General features: G+C 45.5%; 19 protein-coding genes. 13 read left to right on the top strand and 6 right to left on the bottom strand.

From position 1 onward, the window contains the following. Positions 1 to 16 precede the first annotated feature (16 nt). A complete protein-coding gene (locus G589_RS0114985) occupies positions 17 to 2,611 on the top strand; it encodes a YfhO family protein (RefSeq protein WP_026522691.1) in 2,595 nt (864 codons plus the stop codon). Here G589_RS0114985 and G589_RS0114980 read toward each other — a convergent pair. The 4 genes from G589_RS0114980 to G589_RS0114965 are packed head-to-tail and all read right to left on the bottom strand — an operon-like array spanning position 2,608 to position 6,241. Beyond that, on the bottom strand, positions 2,608 to 3,969 hold the full coding sequence (locus G589_RS0114980) for an MATE family efflux transporter (protein WP_026522690.1): 1,362 nt from the start codon (positions 3,967 to 3,969) through the stop codon (positions 2,608 to 2,610). The genes G589_RS0114985 and G589_RS0114980 overlap by 4 nt on opposite strands. A gap of 27 nt (positions 3,970 to 3,996) precedes the next feature. Further along, positions 3,997 to 4,752, bottom strand: a complete 756-nt coding sequence (locus G589_RS0114975; RefSeq protein ID WP_026522689.1) for an amino acid ABC transporter ATP-binding protein — start codon at positions 4,750 to 4,752, stop codon at positions 3,997 to 3,999. 29 nt (positions 4,753 to 4,781) lie between these two features. Then, positions 4,782 to 5,438, bottom strand: a complete 657-nt coding sequence (locus G589_RS0114970; RefSeq protein ID WP_026522688.1) for an amino acid ABC transporter permease — start codon at positions 5,436 to 5,438, stop codon at positions 4,782 to 4,784. Positions 5,439 to 5,458: 20 nt separating this feature from the next. Next, on the bottom strand, positions 5,459 to 6,241 hold the full coding sequence (locus tag G589_RS0114965) for a transporter substrate-binding domain-containing protein (protein WP_026522687.1): 783 nt from the start codon (positions 6,239 to 6,241) through the stop codon (positions 5,459 to 5,461). 145 nt (positions 6,242 to 6,386) lie between these two features. On the opposite strand from G589_RS0114965, the gene G589_RS0114960 reads away from it, so the two are divergent. The 8 genes from G589_RS0114960 (at position 6,387) to G589_RS21360 (ending at position 15,777) form a co-directional block, all read left to right on the top strand. After that, complete coding sequence (locus G589_RS0114960) at positions 6,387 to 7,058, top strand: flavin reductase family protein (RefSeq protein ID WP_035776249.1); 672 nt, start codon at positions 6,387 to 6,389, stop codon at positions 7,056 to 7,058. Then, positions 7,015 to 8,043, top strand: a complete 1,029-nt coding sequence (locus G589_RS21365) for a glycosyltransferase (protein WP_051192427.1) — start codon at positions 7,015 to 7,017, stop codon at positions 8,041 to 8,043. The genes G589_RS0114960 and G589_RS21365 overlap by 44 nt, the downstream gene beginning before the upstream one ends. Positions 8,044 to 8,086: 43 nt before the next feature. Continuing rightward, complete coding sequence (locus G589_RS0114950) at positions 8,087 to 8,593, top strand: acyl-CoA thioesterase (protein ID WP_022770629.1); 507 nt, start codon at positions 8,087 to 8,089, stop codon at positions 8,591 to 8,593. Positions 8,594 to 8,686: 93 nt separating this feature from the next. Continuing rightward, positions 8,687 to 9,613: a phosphate butyryltransferase gene (gene ptb, locus G589_RS0114945; protein WP_026522685.1), complete on the top strand. Its 927-nt coding sequence runs from the start codon at positions 8,687 to 8,689 to the stop codon at positions 9,611 to 9,613. Next, positions 9,613 to 10,677: a butyrate kinase gene (gene buk / locus G589_RS0114940; RefSeq protein WP_035776246.1), complete on the top strand. Its 1,065-nt coding sequence runs from the start codon at positions 9,613 to 9,615 to the stop codon at positions 10,675 to 10,677. The genes ptb and buk overlap by 1 nt, the downstream gene beginning before the upstream one ends. Before the next feature lie 154 nt (positions 10,678 to 10,831). Beyond that, a complete protein-coding gene (gene secA / locus G589_RS0114935; RefSeq protein ID WP_026522683.1) occupies positions 10,832 to 13,396 on the top strand; it encodes a preprotein translocase subunit SecA in 2,565 nt (854 codons plus the stop codon). Between the two features lie 43 nt (positions 13,397 to 13,439). Then, complete coding sequence (gene prfB / locus G589_RS0114930) at positions 13,440 to 14,582, top strand: peptide chain release factor 2 (RefSeq protein ID WP_022766830.1); 1,143 nt, start codon at positions 13,440 to 13,442, stop codon at positions 14,580 to 14,582. Between the two features lie 103 nt (positions 14,583 to 14,685). Then, entirely contained in the window at positions 14,686 to 15,777 is a 1,092-nt protein-coding gene (locus G589_RS21360) for a GGDEF domain-containing protein (protein ID WP_051192425.1), read from the top strand. A gap of 10 nt (positions 15,778 to 15,787) precedes the next feature. Here G589_RS21360 and G589_RS0114920 read toward each other — a convergent pair whose 3' ends face one another. After that, the gene (locus tag G589_RS0114920; protein WP_051192423.1) at positions 15,788 to 16,867 is read right to left on the bottom strand and encodes a hypothetical protein; all 1,080 of its coding nucleotides are present in this window, start codon (positions 16,865 to 16,867) and stop codon (positions 15,788 to 15,790) included. Positions 16,868 to 16,965: 98 nt separating this feature from the next. On the opposite strand from G589_RS0114920, the gene G589_RS0114915 reads away from it, so the two are divergent. The 4 genes from G589_RS0114915 (at position 16,966) to G589_RS0114900 (ending at position 21,548) form a co-directional block, all read left to right on the top strand. Further along, positions 16,966 to 17,991, top strand: coding sequence for a tetratricopeptide repeat-containing glycosyltransferase family 2 protein (locus G589_RS0114915; protein ID WP_026522681.1), 1,026 nt, complete (start codon positions 16,966 to 16,968; stop codon positions 17,989 to 17,991). 47 nt (positions 17,992 to 18,038) lie between these two features. After that, positions 18,039 to 19,400 (top strand): Trk system potassium transporter TrkA, encoded by a 1,362-nt coding sequence (gene trkA / locus G589_RS0114910; RefSeq protein ID WP_026522680.1) that lies wholly within the window; start codon positions 18,039 to 18,041, stop codon positions 19,398 to 19,400. A gap of 1 nt (position 19,401) precedes the next feature. Then, on the top strand, positions 19,402 to 20,847 hold the full coding sequence (locus G589_RS0114905) for a TrkH family potassium uptake protein (protein ID WP_026522679.1): 1,446 nt from the start codon (positions 19,402 to 19,404) through the stop codon (positions 20,845 to 20,847). Positions 20,848 to 20,963: 116 nt separating this feature from the next. After that, positions 20,964 to 21,548 (top strand): hypothetical protein, encoded by a 585-nt coding sequence (locus G589_RS0114900; RefSeq protein WP_026522678.1) that lies wholly within the window; start codon positions 20,964 to 20,966, stop codon positions 21,546 to 21,548. 567 nt (positions 21,549 to 22,115) lie between these two features. On the opposite strand, the gene G589_RS20160 is transcribed toward G589_RS0114900, so the two are convergent. After that, positions 22,116 to 22,417, bottom strand: a 302-nt coding sequence (locus G589_RS20160) for an IS3 family transposase (RefSeq protein WP_035776244.1), incomplete at its 5' end; no start/stop codon positions are given.

Genomic DNA, 22,417 nt, shown 5'->3' with positions numbered 1-22,417 from the left:
AGAAGTATTTATTGCCATGTCAACCAAAACTAAAATCTTTTTGCAGTATGTAGTATATTCGATACTTTTTATACTTGTTTCCTACATGGTTTTCAGATTCTTTCCTGAGAATAACAAGTTCCTGATAAACCATGCGGATACGTGGAGACAGTATATAAAAGCTGTAGCTTACAATTCCAAGTGGATGCGTGGCTTTATATATCACCTGTTCAAGGAAAAGAGTCTTTTGCCTCAGACACTTTCTTACGGAATGGGCTATGGTAACGACATTTATCCTACACTTCAGTACTATGCCATCGGTGACATATTAAACATTCCTTCAGTATTTGTTAAAGTTGAAAATATTTATATTTATATTCAGATCACCACTATTTTAAGACCTTATCTGGCCGGCATAGCCATCTCTTTGTACCTGAGGTACGTAAGACCTGAGCTGTCCTGGATTTCCGTTATGTGTGGCATGTTCACCTATGCCTTCGGTACATACTTTATGTACTACGGAACCTGGCATCCGTATTTTGCCAATCCACTGATCTATCTTCCACTGGTACTTCTGGGAGCAGAGAAGATCTTCAGGGAAAAGAAACCTCTCACTTTTATAATTGCTATTTTCCTTTCGGCCATAAACAATTTCTATTTCTTTTATCTGATAGTTCTTTTGACAGTGATCTATTGCATCGTAAGGGCATTTTTCCTGTATGGAAAAGACTTCCCGGCTCTTTTAAAGACTGTCGGAACATTTCTGCTTGGCGGAATTGTTGGAACAATGATGTCCATGGTCATTCTGCTTCCGGTCCTGTTTGCGTTTATGCACAATTCAAGATCTGATCAGGATATTATTTTTCAGATGCTGTATTCTCCCGCGTATTATAAAGAGCTTGCAGCCAATCTGATATCCTTTGTCATACATGGTGAAGCAGAGACACAGCTTGGATTTACAGTACTCATCATTCCGGCTATGCTCTTTGTTCTGTATAAAGGATTTTTCGATAAGAGAGACAGGCAGGCAACTGTTTTTATGGTCATTATGGCAGTCTGCTTGTGCATCCCTTATGCAGGATATGTGTTCTCGGGCTTTGCTTTTGTATCAAACAGATGGTCCTTTGCCTGTGCTGTTTTTGCAGGCTATGCAATGGCTGTATTTACGGATGATCTTATAAGATGCTTAACGACTAAATTGTCATTTAAGTTTAAGAACGCAGTGATCACCGTCTCACAGGTTGTTGTTTTTGCACTGACGATCTGTCTTATCGGCAAGAACGCCTATGCAGGATATTCTCCTGAAGCCGGCAACATGGTTGGAGACTATCTGGACATGGCATCCACCGAAGATATGTACCTTCAGCTTCAGAGCACGGAAGTTCAGGTGGTGGAAGAAGCTGCTGCTAAGGACGGCCTTGATGCTGTTAATGATTTCTACAGGTACAGCGGAAGGAATCTTGTCTGGAATGCATCACTTCTTGATGGTATTACTTCGACACAGTTTTTCTGGTCTCTTGATGACAGAGGAGTGTCGGATTATATAAGGGACATGGGAGTAACCGATCAGGAGAGTCACGCATATTATGCTCTTGATGACAGGGCCATACTTAATCTCATGGGCGGTGTGAATTACTTCTCCTTAAGATTTAACACCCCTGAGGAAAGGGCTTTTGTTCCCTATAGTTACTACGAGGATTATGGCAAGTATAATTTTGCGATCTTTAGAAATGACCGGGCTCTGCCTTATGGCTCAACCTGCAATAAGGTGATCCCAAGATCTGATTTTGAAAAGATGTCTGTGATAGAGAGGCAGGAAGCTCTGCTTTACGGAATAGTCCTTGATGACAAGGATGCTGAAAGGTTTGAAAAAGCTGAGCCGGTATTTACATCATCCTCTGCTGATTATAAGGTCACAGCTTCTGAGGGAATAGAGTTTTTTGACAACGGCTTTAAGGCAGAAGCAGGCTCTAACATGACCATTGAGTTTGAGGGCCGAGAGAATGCTGAGAACTATCTGTTTTTCAAGAATCTGAATATAGATGCGGATACGATGGTTGTTTCTTTGACGGCCTCAACGCAGCTGTCTGACGGAACCGAGATCAAAAAGCAATTGGATTATCAGACCAAACAATCTCAAAACTACAGCGGATGGCATGACTATATCATCAATATGGGATACAGTCAGGAGCCAAAGAGCTACTACACTATAACCTTTGGAGCAGGCACCTACACTTATGATTCCATGGAAGTGCTGTTCCAGCCGCTTGATGGGCTTGAGGAGAAGCTTTCTGCTTTCACGCAGAATACTTTGGAGAACCTTGATCTGCACAAGAATCCCATCAGCTTTGCGACAAACAAAGTTACCGGTGATATCAACCTTGAAGAGCCCAAGATAATGCTTTTGTCCACTCCGTATCTTAGTGGCTGGACAGCATACGTAGATGGCAAAAAGACAGAGCTGCTGCGCGCCAACACAATGTTCACCGCGCTGCCTTTAGCTGAAGGTTACCATGAGATAGAGCTAAGATATCACACCCCCGGGTTACTTGCAGGACTTATCCTCTCAATACTTGGAGTTGTGCTTGCGATAGTTGTAAAACGTGTATATGACAGAAAAGGGACGTCTTAAGACGTCCCTTTTTTTAGCAGCTTATATTTAATCAAATAGTAAGTAACTTCCACAAGGCAGCAGCTCATCCATCCGACAGGGTATCCAAAGCCCACGAGTTTGGGCGTATTGGCTATGTAGTGAGTCAGGATATAAAGGTAGGTCTGCCTGAGTGCTACGAAGGTCGACAGCATTATCACCATCGGTCCCGTTGAATCTCCGCGACCCCTAAGGCTACTTGCCAGCGTATGGTTAACGCAGTTGAACATCAGGAAAAAGACATTTGTATGAATGAACAGTGCTCCGTAGTCAATAACTGCCTGCTCGGCGGAGAACATCCTGATGGCGGGTCTTGCGAAGATGTAGAGAAACAGGGCGATAACGCCGGTGGTCAGAACGCCCATTATTATAACCGTTCTGGTTCCTTCTTCAGCTCTTTTAACCTTACCGGCCCCGATGTTCTGGCTGACAAAGGTCGTGGCGGCCATGGCCATACTCTGCAGAGGCAGCATTATGAAGGAGTCGAGCTTGTTGTAGCTGCTCCATCCTGCCATACAGTCTGAGCCGAAGTAGTTGATATAAGACTGGACAAAGACATTTGAAAAGGCGGTAATGACGGACTGAATACCTGTGGGAAGACCTATCAGGACGATCAGCTTCATTATCTCCGGATTTATCCTAAGGTCCTTAAACGTCAGCTTGTAGATATCATCGGTGCGAAGAAGCAGCCACATGATAAGCGCAGCGGAGATGAACTGGGAGATAATGGTTGCGTAGGCAACGCCCTCGATACCGAAGTGAAAGACCTTTACGAAGGTGAGGTCTAATATGATATTCATTACACTGGTGAGGATAAGCAGAAAGAGCGGTCTTATGGTATCGCCCACGGCACGCAATATTCCGCTTCCCATGTTGTAGATTAAAAGCCCAGTGATTCCCAGGAAATAGATTGTAAGATATTTGGAAGCATCTGCGAAAACATCATCCGGAGTTGCCATGAACCTTAGCATTGGTCCGACGCCTTTGGTTCCGATAATTGTAAAGGCTATGCAGAAAATAAAGGTCGCAGCCATAGTGGTCTCGATAGCCGTATGGAGGCGGTCAATCTCTTTTGCCCCAAAAAAGCGCGAGATCACAACGCTGGCGCCAACAGAGAATCCGTTGAAGAAGAACACCAGCATGTTTATTATCATTGTCGTGGATCCCACGGCAGCCAGGGCCTGGGTGGACACATAATTGCCCACCACAATGGAATCCACGGTGTTGTACAGCATCTGGAATATATTCCCGAACATTAAGGGAAGTGAAAAAAGAAGTATCTGTTTTATTATTGAACCGCTTGTCATATCTCTTGCGGTTGAACTTTTTGCTCCGGGCATGATGGATAAACCTCAAGTGAATTCGGGTTATCTGCTGCTTAGGCTTGATAGGAACTGCTTGGTTCGCTCCTCTTTAGGGTTGTTGATCAGCTCTTTTGCAGAACCCTTTTCCAAGATTATACCATCATCCATGAAGATTGCGATATCAGCCACATCTCTGGCAAAAGCCATCTCGTGAGTGACTATGATCATGGTGGTGTGGCGACTTGCCAGTTCCCTGATAACGCGGAGAACTTCTCCTGTAAGCTCGGGATCAAGGGCAGAGGTCGGCTCGTCAAAGCACAGAATGTCAGGCTCCATGGCAAGTGCTCTTGCAATAGCCACACGCTGCTGCTGGCCACCGGAGAGCTGATGAGGATAATTACCCATCCTGTCCGCGAGACCCATTTCTGCCAAAAGAGCTTTTCCCTTTTCTACGATCTCATCCTTCATTGAAGGATCCGAGTGAAGAAGGGGAGCAAGCGTGACATTTTCAAGAGCTGTGTACTGAGGAAACAGATTAAACTGCTGAAAGACAAGGCCAAAGTGTTTCCTGTTCTCTCGCAGCTGCCTTTGGTCTGTTATGGGATTAGCCCCGTCAAGAAGGAGCTTGCCACGTACGGTTATGGTTCCCTCATCAGGAGTCTCAAGGAAATTCAGGCAGCGAAGAAGTGTTGTCTTACCGCTTCCCGAGGACCCGATGATGGACAGAGTCTGTCCCTCTTCAAGGTCAAAGCTGATATCCTTTAAAACCTCTGTGTTTTCAAAATTCTTTTTTATATTCTTAACTTCTAAGATAGGCATATTTATATTTCCAGTCTAAGCAAAACTTTTTATCTGAAATAATCCAGTCTCTTTTCAATCCTGGCAAAGAGGACCGATAACAGTCCGCTGAAGATCAGGTAGAAGGCACCGGTGTAGAACAGAGGCCAGATAATTCCGCTGCTCTTTATGAATGACTGACCGTTCCAGATGATCTCGTATACTGCGATAACCCTGGCCAGCGAAGTGTCTTTTACCAGAGTGATGATCTCGTTGGAGATGGGAGGAACGATCCTCTTTATCAGCTGAAGCATGGTGATCTTAAAGAAGATCTGGCTCCTGCTCATACCAAGAACCTTGCCGGCTTCTCTCTGACCCACAGGAATGGACTGTATTCCGCCCCTGTAGATCTCGGAAAAGTAGCAGGCATAGTTGATGACAAAAGCAATCAGCGCCGCAAGAAAGCGACCTTTGTTATCAGTTCCCCAGACGTTGATCCCAAGAAAGATTCCGGGGCCGTAATAGATAACAAGGAGCTGCAGCATGAGCGGAGTTCCTCTGATGACCCAGATTATCAGCCTGATGGGGAGTTTTATGAGTTTGACCTTGCTCATTGAGCAGAGGCATATAGCAAGTCCCAGAGGCAGGGAGAACACGAGAGTCAGGCAAAAGAGCTTTAGCGTTCCCCAAAAGCCTTCCAAAAGAGACAAAGTAACAGTCCAAAACATCAGTAGTTTAAGCTCCTTTATTATGGTGCGATAACAGCATCCTGTACGCCGTAGGTTGTAGCGATGGCTGTTGTTGTTCCGTCTTTGTAGTACTTATCAAGCTGATCGTTGATGTATGCAGCAAGGTCAGATCCCTTACGGCAGCCGATACCGTACTCCTCGGTTGTAAGCTCTGCAGTGTGAGCAAGATCAGGATAGCTTGTTCCTTCACCGATCATGGCACCTGCCATGAGAAGGTCGATGATGCAGGCATCTGATGTTCCTGCGTCAACTTCCATTACCGCATCAGCCTGTGACTGGAGAGAAGTGTAGTTAAAGCCGTTCTCCTCGGCAGCAGCTTCTCCTGCTGAACCTGCCTCTACAGCAAAGCTAAGGGCCTTGGCTGACTCTGCATCCTGGTACTGGCCTGCCACGTCTGCCTTAACAACCACTACCTGAGCGTTGTTGAGGTATGGCTTGGTGCATTCCATGGAGTTCTTAACTTCATCTGTAAGTGTCATTCCGTTCCATACAACGTCGATTGATTTATTGTTGAGCTCAAGGATCTTGTTATCCCAGTCGATCTCTACAAATTCAACATTTACTCCAAGTGACTCACCAACCTTGTTTGCAAGGTCGGCATCAAAACCGATCCAGTTTCCACTCTCGTCCTTGTAATCCATTGGAGCGAAATCTGTGATACCAACGATGAGTGTACCCTTGTTCTTGATGTAGTCAAGGTCGCTCTCTGTAGCCTTTGCTCCGCAGGCTGTCAGTGAAAGCATGGCAGTCACAAGTAAAGTTGCAAAAATTTTCTTTTTCATACGATCTCTCCTCAAAAATTTAATTGATGTTTTTTAAGCATATTCACTACTTTACCACACTACCACACTAAATTGCAAGGCTATTTATAATAAGTCGCAGATGTTTTATTATATAAGTATCAAATGTAAAGGAATTACTGAGCTAATGAGTGATAACACAGGAAAAGAAATCTGGAAACCCGGGAATATGCTCTATCCGATCCCGGCTGTCATGGTGAGCTGCGGCCGTGAAGGAGAAAAGCCCAACATCATAACCGTTGCCTGGGCGGGAAATGTCTGCAGTTCTCCGGCAATGCTCTCCATATCCGTGCGCAAGGAGCGCTACTCCTACGACATTCTAAAGGAGACCGGAGAGTTCGTGGTCAACCTCACAAATCGTGAGCTCATGAAAGCCACAGACTGGTGCGGAGTAAGATCAGGCAGGGACTATGACAAGTTTAAGGAGATGGGTCTTACGCCACAGAAGTCACAGATGGTCAAGGCACCCGGAATCCTTGAGAGCCCTGTCAACATCGAGTGCAGGACCAAACAGATACTGGAGCTTGGAAGCCACGACATGTTTGTGGCTGAAGTTCTCTGTGTTGCGGTAGATAATAAGTACATGGATGAGAAAAAGAGATTTGACCTTCGGGCAGCGGATCTCATCGCCTATTCTCACGGTGAGTATTTTACACTGGGAGAGAAGATCGGAAAGTTTGGAATCAGCGTAGCTAAGAAGCCACAGAGCAGCAACAATAACAGTGATAAAAAACCCAGAAAGGGCGGAAAGAATCATGGCAAAAATCAGCGTAATAATTCCCGTATACAACACAGCTGAATACCTGGAGAAGTGCATGGAATCCGTGCTTGCCCAGACCTTCAGCGATTTCGAGGTAATGCTGGTGGACGATGGCTCCACCGACGGCGTAAGTCCTGCCATGTGCGATACCTACGGTAAGCGCGACACCAGAGTAAGGGTCATTCACAAACAAAACGGAGGCCTTCAGTCCGCATGGATAGCAGGCCTTGTTGAGTCCAGAGCTGACTACATTGCTTTTCTTGACAGCGATGACTGGATCGATCCTGATATGCTCGAGAAGATGTATGCACAGACCGACAGCTCTTTTGCCGAAAAAGAGGTGATCTCGGCCAACTATATCGTGGAGAAGGCGGGAGAACGCAGAAAAGAGGCTCAGGGCCTTGCGCCGGGAGTATATTCCGGCTCTTCTCTTGATGAGATCAAAAGGAACCTCCTAGGCAACGAGGTAAGACCCATAACCATGTCAAGGTGCATGAAGCTCATATCGAGAAAGCTTCTTCTGGACAACATCAAATACTGCGATCCGACCATCATAATGGGTGAGGACGTGAATATAATGCTGCCGGTTTTCTGCGACTGCAAGAGGCTGGTCATCATGAAGGACTCCTACTTCTACCACTACAGGCTGGTGTGGGATTCCATGAGCCACGACTACAATCCGGGACTGCTTAAGAATCTTGAGCTCACCGACAAAACCTTCAGAAACATCCTCTGGGACAAGAACGTCCTTAACGCCGATGCCCAGATGGACAGGGAGTTTGTGGTAATGCTGCTTGTGGTCATGAGAAATGTACTTCGCGCAGACAGGAAGGATACGGTTTCTTTGGTAAAAGAGATTTTCCTTCGCCCGGATATCAGAAAGAAAATCGAGAACACCAGGATAGGCGTGGGACAAAGGGCCAACAAGCTCTTGTATTTCACGATGAAGCACCCGAGCGCCCTCAATGTTTCAGTGTCCAAGGCTCTCATAAATTACTATGACAAAAAGACTAATCAGCTCTGAAATATGGTAGAATTGATATATTAAATCCTTAGGAGGAATGCTTATGGGAAAGGTTTTTCATGTTGATCACCAGATAGCCAACAAGAACGTGGAGGATTCCATAACTGAATGCACCAAGGTGGTCAAGTACTCGGACATCAACAGCGAGAACAGACTCTTTGGAGGACAGCTCATGTCCTGGATAGATGAGGTGGCAGGAGTAGTTGCAGTAAGACATTCAGGCAATCCCGTTGCTACAGCGGCTGTCGACAACATGCAGTTTAAGCAGGGAGCCAAGCTCGATGACATCATCGTTATCATCGGTAAGCTCACCTACGTCGGCAAGACTTCCATGGAAGTTAGAGTTGATACTTATGTTGAGGACCGCAGAAACGGAATGAGACACATCATGAACAGAGCATACTTCACCGAAGTGTGCATCGATGAGGACGATACTCCCGTACTGGTTCCTTACGGACTTAATGTGCGCACCGAGAGCGAGAAGGCAGAGTGGGAGGGCGCTTTGAAGAGACGTGAACTCAGGCGCCAGCGCAGGATGGAAGGATTCTAAAACTTAATAATAGTTCGTTGCATTTATTAATTGATAGTGTTAAAATTTTGTCAGTCGGCGTTTTCAATTTAATAGTTTGGAGGTTATTCCGCAATGAGTAAGAATTTTGATGACATTTTAGCTAAGCTTAAGACAGCTGATACCAAGAAGATGTCTGTAGCTGTAGCCCAGGACACTCATGTCCTGGAGGCAGTTAAGGTAGCCAAGGAGAGAGGGATTGTTGAGCCTATCCTTGTAGGTGACCTTGACAAGATTAAGGAGAAGGCAGCAGAAGTTGGCATGAACCTTGACGGATACGAGATCATCGATGTTAAGGATGATATCGAGGCTGCACGTTGTGCTGTATCACTGGTTCATGATGGCAAGGCTGACATCTACATGAAGGGTGCTCTCGAGTCCAAGGACTTCCTTAAGAGCGTTCTTGATAAGGAAGTGGGTCTTCGTACAGGCCGTCCTCTTTCACATGTATGTGTGTTTGAGATTCCCGGTATCGACCGTCTTCTTTTCCTTACAGACGTTGCTTTCATGCCATATCCTACACTTGAGGATAAAAAGGTCATCATTGAATATACAGTAGAAGTAGCAAGAGCATGTGGCGTTGAGTGCCCTAAGGTAGCTCCTCTTGCTGCAGTAGAAGTTGTTAACCCCAAGATGCCTGTAACCGTTGAGGCAGCTGAGCTCACCAGAATGTGCGAAGAGGGTGAGATCAAGAACTGCATCGTTGACGGACCTCTTTCAATGGATCTTGCAATCGATCCTGAGGCAGCCAAGCATAAGGCAGGCGCTCTTGACCGTAAGATCGTAGGTGATGCGGACATCCTTCTTTTCCCTGATATCCACGCAGGAAACCTTACATACAAGACAATCGTAAGACTTGCAACTGTTAAGAACGGTAACATCCTTACAGGAACAAAGGCACCTGTAATCCTTACATCAAGATCTGATTCTGTTGATGTTAAGGTTAATTCAATTGCACTCGCAGCAGTAGTTGCTGAGGATAAGAAGAAGGGAGTTTTATAATGATAAAGAGTTTGATCATCAATCCCGGTTCAACATCAACCAAGGTCGGCATCTTTGAGGATGAGACCCTCGTTAAGGAAGAGACTCTCCGTCACAGCACAGAGGAGATCGAGTCCTATGCATCAATCATTGACCAGAAGGACTTCCGTAAGAATATCATTCTTGATTTCCTTAAGAAGGAGAGCATTGATATTAAGAGCTTTAACGTAATCGTAGGAAGAGGCGGACTTCTTCGTCCCATTCCCGGCGGTACATACGAGTGCACAGATGCACTTTTAGAGGACCTTAGAAAGGGCGTTCAGGGTCAGCACGCATCTAACCTTGGCGGAATCCTTGCAAGAGAGATCGGTGACGAGATCGGTGTTCCTTCATACATCGTTGACCCTGTAGTAGTTGACGAGATGGAGCCAGTTGCAAGAATTTCAGGTGTTCCTGAGATCGAGCGTGTATCAATCGATCACCCTCTTAACCAGAAGGCAGTTGCCAGAAGATATGCTAAAGAGATCGGCAAGAAATATGACGAGATCAGCGTTATCGTAGTTCACATGGGTGGCGGTACATCAACAGGTGTTCACAAGAACGGTAAGATGATTGACGTTTACGCAGCTCTCAACGGAGACGGTGCATTCTCACCTGAAAGAGCTAACGGCATTCCTGCCAAGGCACTTGTAGATATGTGCTTCTCAGGCAAATATACCTATGATGAGATGAAGAAGAAGATCGTCGGCTACGGCGGACTTAATGCTTATCTTGGAACCAATGATATGAGAGAAGTTAACAAGATGTGCGAAGAGGGCAACGAGAAGGCAATCCTTGTTCGTGACGCTTTCATCTATCAGATCTGCAAGAACATCGGCGCATGCGCTACAGTTCTTAAGGGCAAGGTTGACCAGATCATCCTTACAGGCGGAATCGCTTATGGCCAGGTTATCACCGACGCCATCAAGGACAGAGTAGACTGGATCGCTCCTGTAACCGTTTATCCCGGTGAGGACGAGCTCCTGGCTCTGGCTCAGGGCGCTATCCGCGTACTTAACGGCGAAGAGAAGGCTCAGACCTACTAATTTAATGAGTCACTGGGGACGTTTCAGTTTGACTCACAGATAGATTTTCAGAAGTGCTGCCGGCATTTGCCGACAGCGCTTTTTTGTGCTACAATGTCCTTTAGACTTTGTCTATTATAAAGGGATTAGTATGCCCTTTTTTAGGAGATAAAATATGAGTATTCTTGATAAGATCATTGGAACACATTCACAGAGGGAGCTTCGCAGGATCAACCCAATCATTGATTCTATCGAAGCCTTGAGACCTACCATGCAGGCTCTTTCAGACGAGGAGCTTCGTGCTAAGACAGACGAGTTTAAAAAGAGACTCTCAGAAGGCGAGACTCTTGATGACATCTTGCCCGAGGCTTACGCGGTTGTGCGTGAAGCCGGCAAGAGAGTTCTTGGTATGGAGCACTTCAGGGTTCAGCTCATAGGCGGAGTCATTCTTCACCAGGGCAGAATTGCCGAGATGAGAACCGGTGAAGGTAAGACCCTTGTTGCTACACTTCCTTCATATCTTGAGGCTCTGACAGGTAAGGGCGTTAACGTTGTTACAGTAAACGACTACCTTGCTAAGCGTGATGCTGATCAGATGGGTCAGGTACACAGATTCTTAGGACTTACTGTTGGCTGCGTACTTAACAGCATGACCAGTGAGGAGAGAAAGGCAGCTTATAACTGCGACATCACATACATTACCAACAACGAGCTCGGATTTGACTATCTTCGTGACAACATGGCCATCTATAAGGAACAGTGCGTTCAGAGAGGTCTTAACTACTGTATCATCGACGAGGTAGACTCAATCCTTATCGATGAAGCGCGTACTCCTCTTATTATTTCAGGTCAGTCCGACAAGTCTACCAAGCTCTACGAGGCCTGCGACATTCTGGCCAAGCAGATGACCCGTGGTGAGGACATGGAAGAGCTCACCAAGATGGATGCCATCATGGGTGTTGAGAGAGAAGAGACAGGCGATTTCATCGTCAATGAAAAAGACAAGATCGTAAACCTTACAGCGCAGGGCGTTGCTAAGGTTGAGAGATTCTTCCGCATAGAGAACCTTGCTGATCCCGAGAACCTTGAGATCCAGCACAACATTATCCTTGCTCTTCGTGCCAATAACCTTATGTTCAAGGATCACGACTACATTGTTAAGGACGACGAGGTACTTATCGTAGATGAGTTCACAGGTCGTGTAATGCCCGGACGTCGTTATTCAGACGGCCTCCACCAGGCTATCGAGGCCAAGGAGCACGTTAAGGTTAAGAGAGAGTCCAAGACTCTTGCAACCATCACCTTCCAGAACTTCTTTAACAAGTTTGACAAGAAGTGCGGAATGACCGGTACTGCCCTCACAGAGGAGCAGGAGTTCCGTGATATCTACGGAATGGACGTTATCGAGATTCCTACCAACAAGCCTGTTCAGAGAATTGACCATCAGGATGCGGTTTATAAAACCAAGAAAGAAAAGCTTAACGCAATCTGCGATGCAGTAGCAGAATCTCATGCCAAAGGACAGCCTGTACTGGTTGGTACCATTACCATTGAATCTTCCGAAGAGCTTTCAAGAATGCTCAAGAGAAGAGGCATCCAGCACAACGTCTTAAATGCCAAGTTCCATGAACTGGAAGCTGAGATCGTAGCAGATGCAGGTAAGCACGGCGCTGTTACCATAGCCACCAACATGGCCGGCCGTGGTACTGATATCAAGCTTGATGACGAAGCAAGGGCAGCTGGTGGACTTAAGATCATCGGTACAGAGAGACACGAGAGTAGACGTATCGACAATCAGCTGCGTGGTCGTTCCGGTCGTCAGGGAGATCCCGGTGAGTCCAAGTTCTACCTTTCACTTGAAGATAACCTCATGAGACTCTTTGGTTCAGACAGACTCATTTCAATGTTCAATGCACTGAAGATTCCTGAGGGACAGGAGATTGAGCACTCATCTCTTTCAAAGGCTATCGAATCAGCCCAGAAGAAGATCGAGTCCAACAACTATGCAATCCGTAAGAACCTGCTTGAGTATGACCAGGTCAACAACGAGCAGAGAGAGATCATCTATGCAGAGCGTAAGAAGGTTCTGGATGGAGTATCCATGCGTGATTCCATCTACAAGATGATCACAGATATTGTTGAGTCCTCAGTTGAGACAGTTGTGGGTGAGGAGAACGATCCCGATAACTGGAACATCGCAGAGCTCAATGAACTTCTTCTTCCTACTGTTCCTCTTAAGAAGATCACCAGAGGAAGAATTGATAATCTCACCAAGGCAGGTCTTTTGCAGCAGCTCAAGGAAGAAGCAGTTAAGCTTTACGAGTCCAAGGAAGCAGAGTTCCCTGAGCCCGAGACCATCCGTGAGATCGAGCGTGTCATCCTTCTTAAGGTCATCGACAGAAAGTGGATGGACCACATCGATGACATGGATCAGCTCCGTCAGGGTATCGGACTTCAGTCATATGCCCAGAGAGACCCTAAGCTTGAGTACAAGCTTGCAGGTTATGAGATGTTCGACGACATGACAAGGAACATTGAGGAGGATACAGTAAGACTTCTGTTCCATGTCCACATTGAAGAGAGAGTAGAGCGTGAGCAGGTAGCCAAGGTTACCGGTACCAACAAGGATGATTCTGCGCCCAAGGCTCCTATCAAGAGAGCTGAAGCCAAGATTTATCCCAACGATCCATGCCCATGCGGAAGTGGCAAGAAGTACAAGAACTGTCACGGAAGGGCCTGAGCGCCGGCGCTTAGTAGTTAATTTATAGGAGAGAGTAATTTTTATGGTAGTTTTAGATCAGATGAAGGTTGAGATCCAGAACCTTCAGGATACATTAAAAGAAGTAACGGCTTCACTGGACCTTGATACCAAGAAAAAGATCATCGAGGAGCTTTCCCGTGAGATGGAGGAGCCGGGCTTCTGGGACAACGCAGAGAAGGCCAACAAGAAGACCAAGGACCTCAAGAACATGCAGGATCTTGTTGAAAACATTGAGCACCTCAACACACAGTACGGCGATATCATCGATCTTATCGATATGCAGAACGCCGAGGGTGTCGATGATGAGGACATGGCTGCAGAGATAAGAGCTGAGCTTGATGACTTTGAGAAGACTCTTGAGGACATCCGTATCAGCAACCTTCTCAACGGACCTTATGATAAATATGACGTAATCCTGCGTCTCAACGCCGGAGCAGGCGGAACAGAGGCCTGTGACTGGGCGAGCATGCTCTATCGTATGTATACAAGATGGGCAGAGAGAAAGGGCTTTACCATCGAGACTCTCGACCTTCTTGACGGAGACGAGGCAGGAATCAAGTCAGTTACTTTCCAGATTTCAGGAACCAATGCTTACGGACTTCTTAAGTCAGAGCACGGTGTTCACAGACTTGTTCGTATCAGTCCTTTCAACGCACAGGCTAAGAGACAGACTTCCTTCGTATCCTGCGATGTAATGCCTGATATCGAAGAAGACCTTGATATCGACATCAATCCTGATGATCTTCGTATCGATACATACAGATCAAGTGGTGCCGGCGGACAGCACATCAACAAGACATCATCTGCCGTACGTATCACACATATCCCTACAGGTGTTGTAGTTGCCTGCCAGAATGAGCGTTCACAGTTCCAGAACAAGGACAAGGCTATGCAGATGCTCAAGGCCAAGCTCTTTGTCATGAAACAGGAAGAACAGGCAGCCAAGCTCGCCGGAATCCGTGGTGATGTCATGGATAATGCCTGGGGCAGCCAGATCAGATCTTACGTACTTCAGCCATACACCATGGTTAACGATACACGTACAGGCTACAAGGCATCCAATGCCGACGGCGTACTTGACGGAGACCTTGATCAGTTTATAAATGCATATCTTAAGTGGCTTGCAACAGGTGGTAAGCCTGTTGGAGAGACAGAAGAGGCTTAATCGATTTAGACAAAATGCAGTCCGTAAGGGCTGCATTTTTTATTACCTTTTTATTCACCTATGATTTATTTTTTGATACAATTACATTTAAGGAGTATCAATTATGAGAACAATTAAAGCCGCCAAAACGATAATGAGCCTTGTAAACGACTTAAGGTCAATGAGTCGTGAGGAGAAGGCCGACTTCTATCAGTCCAAGTGTGACTACTATCAGGGCATAGTAGAGCTTGGCCTTGTTGTGTCTGCGGTTACGACTATTTTCTTTATCTATTCTGATTATATGATTAACGGATCAGTGCTTCCTACGCTGATTCCCAGACTATCGATCCTTATCTATGTTGCAATATTCTTTCTTGTTACACATTACTTTCCAAACAATCACCGAATAACAGTTATCATGGACTTTTTCCTTGGCCATGGTATGGTCATCGCAGCCAGCTGGACGGCGTATAATCTCGTGGACAGAAGTAATTCCATTGAAGGAATCATCATAGTCAACCTGATCTGGCTTGTGGTGGGATTTGCTGCGACCACGCGTGATACCATAATCAATGGCATCATATTTATCATAGAGATTGTGATCACCAACACTTTCAATCACTATACAAACTATAGCCTTATCATGGCGCTTGAGATCCCTATCATCATCGGAATCATGTTCGTTCATTACGTAATGACCGCTTACTATCTTGACCATTACAGAGTGACCCAGAAGCTCGAACTCGCCATGGTTACCGATCCCCTGACTCAGGTTTATAACAGACATCTTTTGGAGAAGATCATTTCCGAGAATACGATCAAAGACGTTATGCCGGGAGAGCATATAGCTGTAGCTCTTATAGATATTGATGACTTTAAGAAGATCAACGATGAGAACGGCCACTACACCGGCGACCTGACTCTTTTATACATGGGACAGAAGCTTTCCAAGGAGACCCACGGCAACGATTATGTAATCCGCTACGGCGGCGAGGAATTCGTGGTCATCTTACGAAACTGTGACGTCAACAATGCCTGTGCGCGCATGGAGCAGTTCAGGCAGGACATTGCGAATGCAAAAGACACACCGGTACCATTTACAATTTCGGTAGGTGTGTCATGCTATACAGGTGATTATTCAAAGACTCTTCAGAACGTGGACAATGCTCTTTACAAGGCCAAGAATACCGGAAAGAACAAAGTCGTTGTCATGTGATGAGTGCTATTTAGTAGAGCGCAGTAACATCGGTTATTTCGCCGCCATTTACCTTGAAACTCCAGATGGAATGACCCTGGAGCCTGTGCTCTGTTAAAAAGTAAGTGTCATCCACTTTTGAGATGTTATAAGGCGTTCCGCCGCCTACAAAATACTTTGCGTAAATGTCCTCATAATCCCCTTTTGAGAGCTTATCAAGGGAAGAGGTGCGGATCAGCGTTGCATAATCCTGGTTGCCCTTTATATCCGTGGATACTGTGATGTAGAACATATCGTCAATGGGAGTTATCTGTACCATTCCGGCAAGCTCGTCCGGGACCGGATAGCTCTTTTTTATATTTAGGGTTTTAAGGTCGCACTGAAGTATCTGTGGCGAAGCACCTGTAGCTGATACTCCCGATACGAAGTAAATGTCGTCTCCGACGATGGTAAAAGACCTGACGTAGAGCCCGGAGAGCTGATCGATCTTTCTGATTTCGGTCAGATACATCCTGGTATCTTCCGGCTTATGCCTGAAACAATAGAGCTCGCCTGTGCTAGAACTCCATACATAGAAAGTGTCAGAAATCTCGTCATATACGGTAAAGTGAGGCCTGTTGCCGATTTCATATAAGCATTGAGTGTTGATGAATTTGTTATCTCTTTTCTCAAAGACCAGGACCCTGTTATTCTCGGTATCCTCAACCATATAGACGATCCCGTCGCTGGCCATGGTATGGGGCTGGGTTGCCTGATCACACATGATCTGCCATTCATTTAAGGGGATTCCAAGTTCCTTGGTGTAGATGATCCTGTTGTGATAGCAGTCAACGATAAACCACAGATCGTCAGCTTTGGTTACATAGGTCGGAACACTCAGGGCTGTGTCATAGTTATTAACGACGGTGTATGAAGCAAAGGCACTGTCAGGATCTTCGCCGGCAGCTGTCAGCTCTGACTCCTGAAGATACTCTTTTCCGTCATAGGGAGCAGCTTTTTCGGGAGCAGAAGGCTCTTTTGCACAACAGGTAAGCATGACGCACAGCAAAAGACCTGTCGCAATAGAGGTAAATATTTTATTTATTTGAAATGTCTTTTTCCTAGTAAGCATATGATTATTCTAGCACAACTAAAGTGCACAAAACATAGTAAGTTCATGGTATGATTAATGTAGCGGGTATAGGTTGTTAGCCAGACAGGAGGGTGTATATGGTTACGATCAGTCTTTGCATGATAGTCAAAAACGAGGAGAGTTGTCTCGAAAGGTGCCTTAAGAGTCTGGAGGGCATTGTTGATGAGATGATCGTGGTGGACACGGGTTCCACCGACAGGACTAAGGAAATTGCAAAAGAGTGCGGCGCTAAGGTGCTTGACTTTACCTGGACCGGAGACTTTAGCGATGCCAGGAACTTCGCTTTTTCCCAGGCAAACTGTGACTATATATACTCTGCAGACGCAGATGAGGAGCTGGATGAGGACAACAGGAAGCGCTTTATGGAATTAAAGGCTGACCTCTCCGAGCTTGATATAGATATCGTGCAGATGTACTACTGCAATCAGCTTCAGTACCGCACGGTTTACAACTTTGACAGAGAACTTCGCCCTAAGCTATTTAAGAGAGTAAGGCACTTTGTTTGGGAAGATCCGATCCATGAGCAGGTGATCCTTGATCCTGTTATCTGCAACAGTGAGATCGAGATCATCCATAGCCCCAAGGAGAACCACGCAGGGCGCGACCTCGAGACCTTCAGGCGCACCATCGCAGGCGGAAGGCGCCTGTCCAAGAGACTTCACGGAATGTATGCTAGGGAGCTCTTTATGGCCGGAACCGACGAAGATTTCCTTAAGGCAAAAGAGTTTTTTGTCGCGTCCGCACTGGATACCACAAGGGGAGTTGATGAGATCAAGGAAGCCAGCTGTGTCCTTGCCCACATCGCTGTTATTGAAGATGACCCGGCAGCGCTTCTTAAGTACACATTGAAGGATGCGATCACCGAGATGAGCAGCGAGATGTGCTACGAGCTCGGGGACTACTATTTTGGCAAAAAAGATATCGACGAAGCCATAGTATGGTACTACAATGCAGCCTATGAATGCAGCAGTATTCTTGATATAAAAAAGAGCGGAAGCCTTCCACGTCTTGCGCTTGCGAGGTGCTACCACGAGCTTGGTAATGAGGAGCAGGCAAGGGATTACGAGAGAGAAGCTTCTGAAGTTGAAGAAAACACTGATTGAGCCTATAATGATATTCGTATTATTATGTTTATCAGCGGAGGCATGTTATGCAGATTATAATTGTGGGCTGCGGAAATGTAGGACTTACACTTACACAGCAGCTTAGCAAGGAAGGCCACAACATCACTGTCATCGAGGAAAAGAGCAGTGTTGTACAGGCGGTAGTAAACAACCTGGACGTCATGGGTATCGTAGGAAATGGCGCCAGTTATTCTATAATGAAGGATGCAGGCATTGAGACAGCCGACCTTATGATCGCAGTTACAGATTCAGATGAGCTGAATCTTCTTTGCTGTCTTATTGCCAAGAAAGCCGGTAACTGTCATACTATTGCCAGAGTCCGCAATCCCGTCTATAACAACGAGATCAATTTCATCAAGGAGGAGCTTGGACTTTCCATGGTCATCAACCCTGAGGAAGCAGCAGCTTCTGAGGCAGGCAGACTCCTTAAACTTCCATCAGCAACTAAAATCGAGACCTTTGCCAGAGGAAGGGCAGAGCTTGTGCGCCTTGTGATCGACGAGAACTCAAGGCTCTGTGATCTTGCGCTTAAAGATATACCATCAGATCTTAAGAAACAGGTAATCATTGCTGTTGTTACAAGAGGCGGCGAAGTTCACATCCCGGATGGTAACTTTATCTTAAGAGCAGGGGATGAGATCACAATCTTCGGATCCAGCAAGAATACCGTAAGCTTCTTTAAAAAGCTGGGTCTTCCTTCAGCCAAGGTACATTCAACCATCATCATCGGCGGAGGTGAGACTGCCTATTACCTTGCTATGCAGCTCATTGCCCTCGGTATTAAGGTTACCATCTTTGATAAGGACCCTGTAAGATGCAAGGAGCTCACGGACATTTTGCCTCAGGCACTTATCATAAACGGAGACGGAACCGACAAGGATATGCTTCTTGAGGAAGGTGTAACAAGAACTGATTCATTCGTATCCCTCACAAACCTGGATGAGGAGAACATCATGCTCTCTATGTATGTAAAGAGCATCAACCCCAAGGCCAAGCTCATTACCAAGGTTCACAGGGTTACCTACGGTGAAATCATCGGTTCTCTTAATATTGGAAGTATCATTTATCCCAAGAACATCACAGCTGACAGGATTGTTCAGTTTGTTCGTGGTATGTCAGCATCCAAGGACAGCAACATTGAGACTCTTTACAAGCTCAATGACGACAAGGTTGAGGCCCTTGAGTTCATCGTAAGAAACGGAAGCCCTGTTATAGGCAAGCCACTTTCACAGATGAAGATCAAGAAGGGCGTTCTTATCGCATGCATCAACCATTACGGCGAGATCATTTCACCTTCCGGTGACAGCGTTATAAGAGACAGAGATTCTGTCATCGTTGTAACCACACTGGCAGGATTAAAAGATATAAGCGACATATTGGAGAATTGACATGAATTACTCGATGATCAGATTTGTGCTCTTTAGATTGTTCAGAGTCTTTGGAGCTCTTTTGGTACTGCCTTTTTTGGTGGCGCTGATTTATAAGGAATATGACAGCGCAGAGGCGTTTTTTGTGCTGATACTTATCAGCATTCTCATTGGATATTTAGGATCGTTCAAAAAGCCGGCAAATACTGTTATCTATGCCAAGGAGGGCTTTACCATCACTGCCCTTGCCTGGATAGTAGTGAGTATGCTCGGTGCAATCCCATTTGTTGTAACAGGAACAATTCCCAATTATATTGATGCCTGCTTTGAGACCGTATCAGGTTTTACCACAACCGGAGGCAGTATCCTTACATCCGTTGAGCAGATTGAGAAGAGCGTTCAGTTCTGGAGAACCTTTACTCACTGGATCGGTGGAATGGGTGTTTTGGTCTTCCTTCTTGCAGTTGTTCCCATGGCGGACGGCTACAGCATGCACCTTATGAGGGCAGAGAGCCCGGGACCTGTTGTAGGTAAGATTGTTCCCAAGGTAAAGGATACTGCTAAGATCCTATATCTTATTTACTTTGGAATCACTGTATTGGAGATCATCAGTTTAAAGATTTCAGGCTTATCACTTTATGAGGCAGCAACCATCACCTTCTCTACAGTAGGTACCGGAGGATTTGCTGTAACAAATGCAGGAATCGGTGGATATTCAACGGTTTCGCAGGCTGTGATCATCTTGTTCATGGCTCTTTGCGGAGTTAACTTTACCGTTTATTATTTCCTCATCAACAGAAAGCCTAAGGAGGCTTTTGCCATAGATGAGGTCAAGTACTACTTCGGAACCATGGCTGTGGCAGCATGTCTTATAGCCATTAATATCTACAGGGCAGGAGTTTTGGATTCAGCAGGAATGTGTTTCCACCACGCACTGTTTGCAGTTACATCAATCATGACTACTACAGGATTCGGAACTTTGGACTTTGATAAATGGCCGGAGTTTTCAAGAGTTCTTTTGATGGGACTTGCTCTCGTAGGTGCCTGCGCAGGATCTACCGGAGGTGGATTTAAGTTCTCAAGAGCTCTTATCGTTATCAGAAATGCCAGAAACGAGCTGAATTTCCTGGTACACCCCAAGGCAGTAAAGAGGGTGTTCATGGACGGCCATGCTGTTGAAGGAACCACAGTTAAATCTGTATCAGCTTATTTGGGTCTGTATGTTATCACTTTGGTGGTTTCGATTTTCCTCGTTTCACTTGATAACTTTGACTACCAGACAACTGTTACATCGGTAATTGCTACACTGAATAACATTGGTCCCGGACTTGGTATGATTGGACCTATGGGTAACTATTCTGAGTTCTCATATTTCGCCAAAATCGTGCTAATGTTTGATATGTTGGCGGGACGACTGGAACTGCTCCCGTTCTTCATAATCATGAAACCGAAAACATGGAGACGATAACAAATATAAAAAATCTATAAACTATTTTTATAAAAGCCATTGCTAATTGTGTCCAAATTGTGATAAACTTATAAAAGTTTTTGAGACTAGAACGTTTAAGTAATGGAGAGAGTCTTATGAATAGGACGAGGAAAGCGGCTATTGCAGTCCTTGTCATGTTCCTTATCGGATGCATATCTTTTGCAGGTTTTGCAGTTTATGCTGATAAACAGACCAGCACAAATAACGACGGAGATTCCTATAACGCAGTTACAGAAGCGCTTCTCGGACTGGCAGGCATTGATCTGGATAATGAGGCCGGTGATGTTTTGGGCGATAAGAGATTATCGCAGAAGCTTATTGTAACCACAGATAACGGCGCTGTTATCTCCGGTGGAACAGTGACAAAGATTCAGGATGATTTTTATCCCGATAGCTATAAAATAACATTTTCAAAGAAGGCCATTCTGACATCCAGAGCTGTTGTGGAAGTTACCATGGATATCAGGAAGGGTGAAGAAGTATATATCCTGATCGGTGACAAGGATTCAGGCTACACAGAATATGCCTGCGTAACAGCCAAGGAAGACAATCTTGTTACCTTCGATACCAACATTCTTCAGGATTATACACTTAGTAAGACAGACATTAAGAGTGCTCAGGAAGCCATGGCTGATATCTTCTCATCAGATACAGGTGCTTCCGACAGCTCAAATAATTGATTCATTAATTTGCTATAAGTCCTCTTGGCTGCATGATGCAGCTGGGGGGATTTATTTTTTTGCTTTTTCAGCCCCGTGCGCTGTTAAATGAGGTTTATTGCATAATCCTTCAATCAGCCCCGCTGGAAGAAATTGTAGTTCATAAGGATACCGGAGCCAAGGGCTGCCCGGGCGCTTGAAATGCAGCGCCCAGCGTACTGTCCCTTGACTCCGGTATCCTTTTGAACATAACGGTCACTAAGCGGGGCTGGCTAAAAGGGGATTGTGGCAAGGTAGATTCTGTGGCAGAAAGGTAGGATATCGACTCCGGGACATGAGAAAAGCAAGCACAAGGAGTTATTCCAGGCTGAAATTTGTGGCAGAACGGTAGGTTATAGCCTTCGGGACATGAGAAAATCAAGCATGGGACACTGTATATCGAATTCATTACTGCTTGTTGAAGATTTTTAATCTAGGACAGTAGTCGCTCAAGCGCCCATCAGCCTGTCCTTACGGTATATATGAAGATTTTGCTCTAGGACAGTAGTGCCTCATGTAAAGTGAACCCCATGTCAAGGACACACGCAATTATTTTGGGCTGTATTTCATTGTCAATGCTGATGGTAGTTGATTGGTTACTTTATAGTGATAGTATTCATTTGGTGCCATTCCTTGCAACTGCACCTGATACCTATCGTTATTATAATAATTGATCCAGTCATTTATTCTGTACTGGACATCATCAAATGCCTCCCAGGCCTTTATATAAGGGTCAAGTTCATCCTTCATATGTCCGAAGAAGCTCTCTTGTGGAGCATTATCCCAGCAATTTCCTCTTCTGGACATGGATTGCCTGAGAAGTGAGTTTTTGATAAGTTCTCTGAACTTAA

This window comes from Butyrivibrio sp. VCB2001, assembly GCF_000423965.1.
Taxonomy (GTDB): Bacteria; Bacillota; Clostridia; order Lachnospirales; family Lachnospiraceae; genus Butyrivibrio.
This window is presented reverse-complemented; position numbering and strand designations above follow the sequence as displayed.

Excerpts from the sequence above, each read along its gene's own strand:
- G589_RS0114985 (WP_026522691.1), top strand. The coding sequence starts at position 17 with ATGTCAACCAAAACTAAAATCTTTTTGCAGTATGTAGTATATTCGATA.
- G589_RS0114980 (WP_026522690.1), bottom strand. The coding sequence starts at position 3,969 with ATGCCCGGAGCAAAAAGTTCAACCGCAAGAGATATGACAAGCGGTTCA.
- G589_RS0114975 (WP_026522689.1), bottom strand. The coding sequence starts at position 4,752 with ATGCCTATCTTAGAAGTTAAGAATATAAAAAAGAATTTTGAAAACACA.
- G589_RS0114970 (WP_026522688.1), bottom strand. The coding sequence starts at position 5,438 with ATGTTTTGGACTGTTACTTTGTCTCTTTTGGAAGGCTTTTGGGGAACG.
- G589_RS0114965 (WP_026522687.1), bottom strand. The coding sequence starts at position 6,241 with ATGAAAAAGAAAATTTTTGCAACTTTACTTGTGACTGCCATGCTTTCA.
- G589_RS0114960 (WP_035776249.1), top strand. The coding sequence starts at position 6,387 with ATGAGTGATAACACAGGAAAAGAAATCTGGAAACCCGGGAATATGCTC.
- G589_RS21365 (WP_051192427.1), top strand. The coding sequence starts at position 7,015 with ATGGCAAAAATCAGCGTAATAATTCCCGTATACAACACAGCTGAATAC.
- G589_RS0114950 (WP_022770629.1), top strand. The coding sequence starts at position 8,087 with ATGGGAAAGGTTTTTCATGTTGATCACCAGATAGCCAACAAGAACGTG.
- ptb (WP_026522685.1), top strand. The coding sequence starts at position 8,687 with ATGAGTAAGAATTTTGATGACATTTTAGCTAAGCTTAAGACAGCTGAT.
- buk (WP_035776246.1), top strand. The coding sequence starts at position 9,613 with ATGATAAAGAGTTTGATCATCAATCCCGGTTCAACATCAACCAAGGTC.
- secA (WP_026522683.1), top strand. The coding sequence starts at position 10,832 with ATGAGTATTCTTGATAAGATCATTGGAACACATTCACAGAGGGAGCTT.
- prfB (WP_022766830.1), top strand. The coding sequence starts at position 13,440 with ATGGTAGTTTTAGATCAGATGAAGGTTGAGATCCAGAACCTTCAGGAT.
- G589_RS21360 (WP_051192425.1), top strand. The coding sequence starts at position 14,686 with ATGAGAACAATTAAAGCCGCCAAAACGATAATGAGCCTTGTAAACGAC.
- G589_RS0114920 (WP_051192423.1), bottom strand. The coding sequence starts at position 16,867 with ATGCTTACTAGGAAAAAGACATTTCAAATAAATAAAATATTTACCTCT.
- G589_RS0114915 (WP_026522681.1), top strand. The coding sequence starts at position 16,966 with ATGGTTACGATCAGTCTTTGCATGATAGTCAAAAACGAGGAGAGTTGT.
- trkA (WP_026522680.1), top strand. The coding sequence starts at position 18,039 with ATGCAGATTATAATTGTGGGCTGCGGAAATGTAGGACTTACACTTACA.
- G589_RS0114905 (WP_026522679.1), top strand. The coding sequence starts at position 19,402 with ATGAATTACTCGATGATCAGATTTGTGCTCTTTAGATTGTTCAGAGTC.
- G589_RS0114900 (WP_026522678.1), top strand. The coding sequence starts at position 20,964 with ATGAATAGGACGAGGAAAGCGGCTATTGCAGTCCTTGTCATGTTCCTT.